An 8949-nucleotide genomic window follows, 5' to 3' on the forward strand; every position below is an offset into this window, starting at 1 on the left:
CTAGTACCTTCGGAAACAATTCGATTTGCACTTTCTATCCCTGATAATGATGGTAAGTTAAAAGCATTGATATTTTTAAATTGATCATACTTAGCCTCTTCATGTAGGTATAATCCAGATACAACTAATGTTCCATCAGATCTCAATCCCACAGCATGATTAGAGCCTGCAGATATTTGAACAATATTTGTCCAAGATTCAATCTTTTGAACATCATTTGGAGTTCCATTTAATAATTCCCCTGCTGCAACTACAGTTCCATTAGATTTTAAACCCATAATTAAACGGCTACTAGCAGATACTTGAGTGATATCTGTCCAAGAATCTATTATATTGAGAGCATCATCACTAAGAGTAGGACCATATGCTACCACTGTTCCATCCGATTTTAATCCTACAAGTGCGGTATCTGTAGATATTTGTACAATATCTGTCCAATTTTCAACAACCTCTGTAGCACTATTTTCTGTTGCTATCACTGTACCATCGGACTTCAAACCATAAATAGTAGAAGATTTTATATCTATCTGTATAATATCTGTCCAATTTTCAACGGGAAAATCAGAGGATCGATTTATTGCTACTACTACGGTTCCATCGGACTTTAATCCTACAGCATTTTGTTCAGTTATATCTACTTGAACAATATCTGTCCATCTGGAAGTACTGGTGTAAGAATCATCTCCTGTAGTAACCACTGTCCCATCCGATTTTAAACCAATGGTATTTCTAACTGAAGCTTCAACCTGAACAATATCCTTCCAACGTGTCACATCAATTTGACCAAAAGTACAACTACTACATACCCCGTATACAGTACCATCGGATTCCAAAGCAACAGTATGACTAGAACCCACCCCAATATGAGATAGTTTATTGTCCAAATAACTTAAATTTAACCCACCATCTACTTCCTCTGCAGAATCGATTTTTTGAGGGAGTATTATGGATATAATAAATATAAAGGATAAAATAATGCGTAAAGATAGTTTAATTTTTTTCATGTCTAGTTCTCCTTTAAAATTCATTTTATTGATTGTTATTTAGGGAAATTTCATAAGTTTTTTAATGAATATCAATTGTCCCTCCTTCAATCAACTTATTACCAACTTTTTCTTTCAATCTTATAAATCATATATAATAAATTGAATATTTTCCAATGGAAATATGTTACTTTTATTTTCAGTTTTTTCATCCTGCTTCCCTCCCCTAGCACAATGGATGATATTTTCCCAACAAAAAAAGAACGCATATCTGCGCCCTTTTGATTAATAATAAAATTTTATTCAAACTATAAAACATATTGCAAATAGCCTTTAAGTTTTAACTCAAATTAGTCTAACCACATAAAACCATTTATTGAGAGTGAACTATTTTTATTCGCCTATTCTTTCCCATTGTTCAATCACCTTGAAATTTCCAAAAAAACCTATTACTTCTATAGAAAACATATCACCTTTATTATCGAGACCTCTATATAATCTTTGTAATTTTAAATTAAATAATCCTGGAGAATAGTTACTTTCTGCTCTACCAAGTATAGTTGTTTTGGATTCGCCTTTATCATTCAATTCCATTTCGATCTTGGCACATTCTGTATCAAAGCACGTAATATCATACTCGTTTTCAAACCAATTAACAAAATCTTGTTCATCTGGTTTGTTTATGAGGATACTAGTGACCAATAAAATTAAGACAAATAAAATTTTTATTATTGTTTTTTTTATGAGGATCACCTCCATATTCTACTCATAAGCATTAGTGATTAATATACTAAGTAAGTCTAACTCTAATAAGTAAAACAATCTAGAGTTAGACTTATAATTTAGTAAAAAAGCACTACTATGAGTGCTTATACCTAGAATTAATTATTTTCTTTTTTTTTCACTTCTTTCAGCAAGTATCTGCTCTAACAATTGATTATTACGTTCCATAATTTCATTCGCTCTTAGATCATTTTCAGTTTTAGATTTCATGAAGTCAAAAGCCTTAACTATCGCATAAATGTAAAATACACTTGTCGCTAGACCAAAGGCTAATGTTGCAAATGAAAAGAAACTCATTAATCCATACATTAAGTCCATTCTCCCTTGTTGTTATATAATTGTGTTCACAGATTATATTATTAACATCTTTTTCACTATTTTTTATCATCCTGCTTCCCTCCCCTAGCACAATGGATGATATTTTCCCACATATATCAAATATATGTTCTCACTATAAAGTGGCAAACGTAAGACAAAAAAAGCTATTTTTTCAACGATAAATAAAAAGGGAAGCAGTCCCTTAAGCATACTTTTCACTAATAGGACTGCTTCTCTTATTCATTTACTTACTCTTTTTAATATTCTTCAATTTTAATGGAACTAATTTTATCATGCGTTCCATTCCACTCAAAAGCCGTTATATATTGACCGTCGGTAAACACGCTACTATGTCCTCTAAAAATAGGATCTGTGTATAGGGTTACTCTATAATCACCGATAACAAAGATTGAAGAAAGTGAATCATTTTCAATTCCTAGTTGTGTTATAAATCTATATTCTCCAGGATCTTTTGCTAGTACATGATTTCCAGAAGCCATAAATATAGGATCCTCATCTAAATAGACACCTTTTGGATAGATTCTAAATGATGACATTTTATCATTTCCAATATGAATTGTTGGCACACTATATCTATTATTTTGGCCCTTACCTTCAAAATCGGTGTGTTCATACAATGTCACTCCATAATCTCCAATAATGAACACAGAACCTAAATCATCTTCAGGAAATCCACAATTCCACATCGCTGTCCAATTACAAGTATACACATCATTTGGTTTGATACGTTTCACTTTACTCCCTCTATATTTAGTATAGTCAAAGAAATACACACCTTCACCATGAAGTAATAAATATCCTGATATTTTATTACTCATACTACCTAAATTCCCATTACCATAATCCTCTGTAGCTGTAATGATATTCCCTGTATAATTGTCATGCTCATATCCAACATATGCATAATCTCCAATTACTTTTATAGAGCTTACGTTATCCCGAGTATGCCAGTAATGATTACTATAGCGAGCCATTCCCCCATCCTCAATAGAAAGATAGGAATAAAAACCATAATAATCTTGTTCTTCAAATAAATAGACTCCTTCTTTCTTATCGCTTATCCTTACAGAAGATACGGTATCCGATCCTATAATGGTATCGTTTAAGTCACGAATATGAGCAAATCCATTCTCATCCGTAAAAAACGTTTGTACCTCTTCAACAAAGTCATGGGTACTATAAGTGTGGAATAGTCTGACAAATACATTCCCTTGGACTAACATGGAGGACACCTTGTTATCAAAGCCAACATCAATTAAATGAGTACTACCAGTACTACCCTTACTTACTGTCACACAATCTCCCCTAAAGTCTGGAAGATCAAATAAAAATGCTGTATCTGTCACTGTAAAATTGTTAGGAAGTGAGACGGCTTCAGATTCAACAGGACTACCATCATAAAGGACTGTTTTCACAATATAATAAGATTGATTGGTGTTTTCTTTTAATAAATCATATAACTCAGGGTCGAGGTTTATCGAAGCATCATCCCCTTCAAATTCACCCATTATAGTACCACCTGCATCTGGGTTTCCAAGATAAATGGCATAATAAACTCTCTCTCCAGTAGGCAATTGATCATCATCCCAAGCAAACGGAATTGAACATCCGATGACCATATCTCTTAATTGTGCTGCATTTAATTCTACCCTTCCAATCACTGTATTAGAAGGAAGAGAAATTTGTACCACTTTATTTATAATATCTGCCATTTCATTAATAGTATATGATCTGACATAATAGCTATTGTTTTGATTAGGCTTTATTTTAGTATCTATCCATTCGTTTCTAGTTGGATCAGTGATCAGTGCAGCAATCACACCATTTTTATAAACATAATAACCAGCTACTTTTCCATTATTCGCTAGAGATGGTGCAGCAGGATCCGCTATCTGATCAGCAGGTACTGCATCCCAATTCAGTGTGAGAGTTAAGTTCTGAAAGTCTTGAGATACTGTTAAATTGTTAGGCTTAATCTCTAAATTCAAATCTTCCTCAAAGATAGGTAGTTCCACAGTTTGATAAGTTTTATTATATATTTTGACATTTTGAGAGCTCATATAAGGTTGAAGTCCATAACTAATTCTCGAACCTCTAAGAGCAGGACCAAGAGCTTTGAAATTTTCTGCCTCTGCATAATTCACTTTAGTATGGGTGACTAAATCATAGATAGACCAAATATAGGGATGGCCTGGAAACAAAGTCCCAAAATCCACAGTGAATGCTTCTGTTATAGATGAATTGTAAGTTCTAGAAAATGACGTTGTTTCATTATTAGAATAATTATATGAAATGGAGTTTTTAAATTCCCATTCCGCACCTGCAATCAAAAAGTCAGACTTTTTCGTAAAACCCCATTCAATACCTACTCCCACTCCATGTGTTATTGAAGTTGATCTCTGCTGTCCTTCATTTATACCAATCTCTCTTGTGATATTTGCAGTGCTCGGAGAACCATTAGAAGCTCCAAGATTCGTTGTTTCCCACCATTCTTCAACATCTAATGTAAGACCCTCCGCAAAGTGCGATTCTGAATTTAATAAAAGAGTAATGACTGAAGGTGGATTAACTGGGAAGTAATTGCTCACCATTCCATTCTCCGGATTATAAACGCCTAAAAATGTATCCACAAAAGGGTCCAGATGACTCAATGAAATATTTAACTCACTTAACATTAAATCACTTTGATATTCATCTTCAACAACTAAAAAATCAACAGGTACATATTCTGTATTATCTACCCTTAATCCTTTATGAATGGTTCTATTTTCATAAGTACTTCTTGGCAGATCATCCAAACTTCTAAGACCTTCGACATTAAGTTCAGGTAACGTCTTTTTGGATTCTTCACTAACTTCTCCAGTAGTAGTACTAACTGTTCCAGAACTACTTTTTGTAGTAGATTGTATTACTGGTTTAGGAAAATATACCTTATGAGTACCATAATCAACCATTTCATATCCTTCTCGTTCTTGTGCATTTACGTTTGTTGCAGTGAATACGCTCATGGTTACCAAAAGAATGATAAACAACGATCCTATCATAAAGCTTGATAATGTATTTCTTTTAATCATCAACATTTTCTCATTCCTTCCATAAATTTATAAAAAATGATAACATCCTTCCTCTTGATGAAATCTTTTACATCTTTTACTAAAGAAAGTTCTACTGCTACCCGCCAAAGTGAAAATGGGATTTTGATTTTCGTTTACTTCTTTTTATTCAATATAGAAAATAATAAACCTAACCGTAAAAAGCTTTTCAAAGAAAAAAAAACCTTAATTTATCCCTTTCAACTACCACTCCTTTACTATTAAGGAAAAGTACATAAAATTCTATGATTCTAAGTAAACGGTTCCAAATTACTCACCTCCTTCAATTAATAATTTTGTGATAACTAATTAATAAAATCGCTTTGTTACCTGAGATCTCAAATATTCTTCCTCTGTATTAAGAGGAAAACGTGGTCGTCCATTCAAAGTTCTAAGATTTAAAAAGACTTCTGTAGAGTGAAGCAACTATTTCTAGTACAATACTATATTTGTTTAAAGCATTAAATTGTTAGAGTAAAAAAATATTGAGTATCTTTTACGTTATTGATAAAAAGAAAACGATTATATTTCAACTATCACTCCTTTACTATTTAAGAGATAAAGTAAATTAAAAAATATCATTCTAAGTAAACAACTTCAAATTTAACACCCTTTTTAAAATTTATAGTAACTAACTGAATGTATTAGTTAGTTGCAGCTATTAATATAATAATTCAACCTATTTTTAAAAATAATATAAAACTTGTGTTTCGAGAAAATTCTACTGTAACTCGCCAAAGTGACAGTAGATTTTTTAAATACCTCTTTTTTCAATATATCAAGCAAAAATTTTCATGTAATTTTATTTAATTTGCAAAGTCAGTGTTTTTCACTAGAAACTTTTAAATTCTTAAACTAATGGTCAGATCTTAAATAAATTAGTTATAAGATTAAGTTTGTTATAACTAACATTTTACGACATGATGTATGATTATTCAACAAAAATTTATTATCTTTTTAATTTTCCAAAAATTACATATTCTATTTTTTAAATAATAGGAAAAGGGAAGCTATATTTTAATGTTTCCCCCTCTCTATACCTATAGATTTTCTTGAACATTTAATGATCCGCTTTTTCACCCTACTTGAAGAAATAAACTACTTAATTTAGAAGCTTTTATTTTAACCTCAGCCCTCTTCATGTAATTTTGGACCGTTCCTTTCCTAACTTTTAAAAATCCAGCGATCTCTTCATAACTAAAACACTTTCCAAAATGAAGTTCATAACATTCTCTTTCTCTTTCTGTTAATGTAGATAGCGCATCCTCTATTTGATATCTTTGAAAATCAGATAAAGTTGTAAAACTTCCACAGGACTCAGGTGATGCAAAAGATTGCATCCATATCGGATCCCATACATGGGTATTCTGATAAACAGATCTTCGTTCAATGCCTCTTATTGAATCTGGTTCTCCACCCTTTTCAATCCACCTGATGACATAATCACAACTTGTTATCATACTGCCGATTGTTTTACGTTCATGTTCTTCTGAGGTGTTCTCTTTCAATTTCATTAGTGACTTTTTAGTGTTTTTATACTCTTCCAAAAGTAGTTCCATTCCCCTCACCCCATATGATATAATAATAGAGTGAAAATCGTATATTCTTACCCTCAGTTAGTCAATCAACTACTGAGGGTAATTTTTTTCCTCTTTGAAATTTAATCTAGTTGCACCGAATTCCTTTATGTCGATTCCTATCTATTTACTAGAGCTATTAACTAGTTCATAATTCCTCTATCTCAATCTCTATACGTGGCTTCTCACTATAAAACTTACTCGCAAATACATCTACTAACTGATTGTCATCTTTCCATATGACGTTATTTAGTGCGTCTGCAACTCCCTTTACATAGTTATCTATATCAGGTTTTGTTGTCGGTCTTAACAAACCTAATTCAGCCTGTTCTTTCTCTGTTTTATTAAAACTTTTAAGAGTTGGTTTATATATTTTAAGTTTCATACATAAAGGACCTTCTAAAAGACTTTTAGGAGCATGTGGTGTAGCTGCTAGACGTACATAATCTTTATAGTCACTAGATTTTTTAGGATCATAACATCTTGGTTTACCGTTAATGGTTGTAGTTCTTACTCTACCCTGTGCAACTGGTTTCCCTAATACTGTGAATTTAATCAATCCGCATCCCCCCTCTTCACATCCCCTAAACCAATATCTATAAACACATTCCTAAGCGCATCAAAATCATTTATAATTGCATTTCCATAACGTTGAATTTTGTTGAATAGTTCATATTTTCTACTAACTTCAATTGCATCTCCAACCTTCAATAAATTTGTGTAATCTGAAGGTTTATCAGTTAATAGCCTTAATTCTTTATCTGTTGCATACACTATGAAAGTTCTTTCACCATCTACTACTTTTCCTTGACCTTCAATTATCATATCCTCACCCTTTCTACCCTTGACTAACCTCAATAATCAAATTTTTAAGTTTTTGAATGACAAATTCTTCTCTCATTTGCTTTCCGATTCCAACTGCTGACATTTGCTTATATACAAATTGGATTCTGCTAGTTGACTTAAATCTTGTTGTATAAGATGTTCCCATGAGTACCATTCCTCTATCATTTGATTTTCTTGGTAGGATGGCATTTAAGATATTCCCCTTTCACCATCCCATTCAACAGCTAATTTTTTTATTCTTTCCAAATCTTCTTTTGATACAGATTCATCTTTGTTTGTATAAGTCATTGGTGCGATTTTAGGTTTACCAGATGTTCCGTTACTTCTTTTTTTGTTATACAGATGTTGTTTGTTCTCGAACTCCTTTTGCAATGCTTCGCAATCTTCAAGCGTGCTTGCATTTTTGCTATACCAGTCTTTTAAAATCAATTTGATAAATCCTATGTTTCTTTTATTCCGATCTACTGCTATTTTGATTGCTAGGTTTATAATCCTGTGATCGTTGTTAAAATCATCTAACCAGTTGTTTAAATCATCAGAGACTGATGAACTTAATATACCGATTTCATTTTGATAATTTTTAAAACAATTCTCGTCTGTTGTAGTAGTAGTTGTTTTTATATTTTCTTTTACTTTACTTTCCTTTACTTTCTTTTCTTTTCCTTTCCTTTCTTTTAAAGCATTGCCTTCACTATGCGTTTGCATTGCATTTGCATCCTCTTTGCTTTCCGAAGGCATAGAACCCTTGTCGTTATTGGCTTTATTCCATCGTTTCTTTGCTGCCATTTTTGCTTTTTCAGACTTTTTATCTTTTTCGTTCATTCGCTTTAACAAGGAGTCACTCCATATAAATTCATCATCTTCTACAAGCAAATCAAACTCATTAATACAATCATTCAAGAAGTTCTGCGCTACTTCTGCTGTGCATTGCATTTGCATTGCTAACGCATTACATAAGTGCTTAGATTTTCTAAGTTTGTATTTCGTTTGCTCTCTTAGGAACTCAACAAGCACCCAATACCGTCCGTACCCTTCCATTCCATAAACACTTCGCATTGCCAATATTTTAGGATCATGACGAGCATTTGCATCGTGTGAAAAGTAATACGCCTCTTTCATTTTTTTCATCCCCTATGCGGATTTTCTTTTTAACTCTTGAAACCAAAAACCGACCATCCAACTCATTAGATATATTTTGTTATGCGTTATGTCCTCCACTTTGTTCATATCAAATACCTCATTCTATAGCCTTCAAACCACCTTCGGCCTTCGTTAGATGTATGCGCCCAACTATGGCAACCTCTACACACACATACACCGTTATCAACC

9 protein-coding genes are annotated in these 8949 nt (G+C 32.5%); all 9 read right to left on the reverse strand.

Annotated features, from left to right (window positions below; translation table 11 throughout):
• On the reverse strand, positions 1 to 1004 hold a 1004-nt coding region (locus ERL59_RS19920; RefSeq protein WP_268894528.1), incomplete at its 3' end, for an RCC1 domain-containing protein.
• Between the two features lie 372 nt (positions 1005 to 1376).
• Entirely contained in the window at positions 1377 to 1742 is a 366-nt protein-coding gene (locus ERL59_RS19925; protein ID WP_160647988.1) for a hypothetical protein, read from the reverse strand.
• Between the two features lie 126 nt (positions 1743 to 1868).
• Complete coding sequence (locus tag ERL59_RS19930) at positions 1869 to 2075, reverse strand: hypothetical protein (RefSeq protein ID WP_160647989.1); 207 nt, start codon at positions 2073 to 2075, stop codon at positions 1869 to 1871.
• Between the two features lie 266 nt (positions 2076 to 2341).
• Positions 2342 to 5185, reverse strand: coding sequence for a hypothetical protein (locus tag ERL59_RS19935; protein WP_160647990.1), 2844 nt, complete (start codon positions 5183 to 5185; stop codon positions 2342 to 2344).
• Between the two features lie 1088 nt (positions 5186 to 6273).
• The gene (locus ERL59_RS19940; RefSeq protein WP_160647991.1) at positions 6274 to 6756 is read right to left on the reverse strand and encodes a sigma factor-like helix-turn-helix DNA-binding protein; all 483 of its coding nucleotides are present in this window, start codon (positions 6754 to 6756) and stop codon (positions 6274 to 6276) included.
• Positions 6757 to 6922: 166 nt separating this feature from the next.
• Positions 6923 to 7333 (reverse strand): RusA family crossover junction endodeoxyribonuclease, encoded by a 411-nt coding sequence (locus ERL59_RS19945; RefSeq protein WP_160647992.1) that lies wholly within the window; start codon positions 7331 to 7333, stop codon positions 6923 to 6925.
• Positions 7330 to 7599, reverse strand: a complete 270-nt coding sequence (locus tag ERL59_RS19950) for a hypothetical protein (RefSeq protein ID WP_160647993.1) — start codon at positions 7597 to 7599, stop codon at positions 7330 to 7332. Before ERL59_RS19950 ends, ERL59_RS19945 begins: the two co-directional genes overlap by 4 nt.
• 13 nt (positions 7600 to 7612) lie before the next feature.
• A complete protein-coding gene (locus ERL59_RS19955) occupies positions 7613 to 7765 on the reverse strand; it encodes a hypothetical protein (RefSeq protein WP_160647994.1) in 153 nt (50 codons plus the stop codon).
• A 44-nt stretch (positions 7766 to 7809) separates the two neighbouring features.
• Complete coding sequence (locus tag ERL59_RS19960) at positions 7810 to 8739, reverse strand: DnaD domain protein (RefSeq protein WP_160647995.1); 930 nt, start codon at positions 8737 to 8739, stop codon at positions 7810 to 7812.
• Between the last annotated feature and the right edge of the window lie 210 nt (positions 8740 to 8949).

Origin of the sequence: Chengkuizengella marina (assembly GCF_009910845.1) — a bacterium.
GTDB classification, from domain to species: domain Bacteria; phylum Bacillota; class Bacilli; order Paenibacillales; family KCTC-33759; genus Chengkuizengella; species Chengkuizengella marina.

Excerpts from the sequence above, each read along its gene's own strand:
- ERL59_RS19925 (WP_160647988.1), bottom strand. The coding sequence starts at position 1,742 with ATGGAGGTGATCCTCATAAAAAAAACAATAATAAAAATTTTATTTGTC.
- ERL59_RS19930 (WP_160647989.1), bottom strand. The coding sequence starts at position 2,075 with ATGTATGGATTAATGAGTTTCTTTTCATTTGCAACATTAGCCTTTGGT.
- ERL59_RS19935 (WP_160647990.1), bottom strand. The coding sequence starts at position 5,185 with ATGTTGATGATTAAAAGAAATACATTATCAAGCTTTATGATAGGATCG.
- ERL59_RS19940 (WP_160647991.1), bottom strand. The coding sequence starts at position 6,756 with ATGGAACTACTTTTGGAAGAGTATAAAAACACTAAAAAGTCACTAATG.
- ERL59_RS19950 (WP_160647993.1), bottom strand. The coding sequence starts at position 7,599 with ATGATAATTGAAGGTCAAGGAAAAGTAGTAGATGGTGAAAGAACTTTC.
- ERL59_RS19955 (WP_160647994.1), bottom strand. The coding sequence starts at position 7,765 with ATGGGAACATCTTATACAACAAGATTTAAGTCAACTAGCAGAATCCAA.
- ERL59_RS19960 (WP_160647995.1), bottom strand. The coding sequence starts at position 8,739 with ATGAAAGAGGCGTATTACTTTTCACACGATGCAAATGCTCGTCATGAT.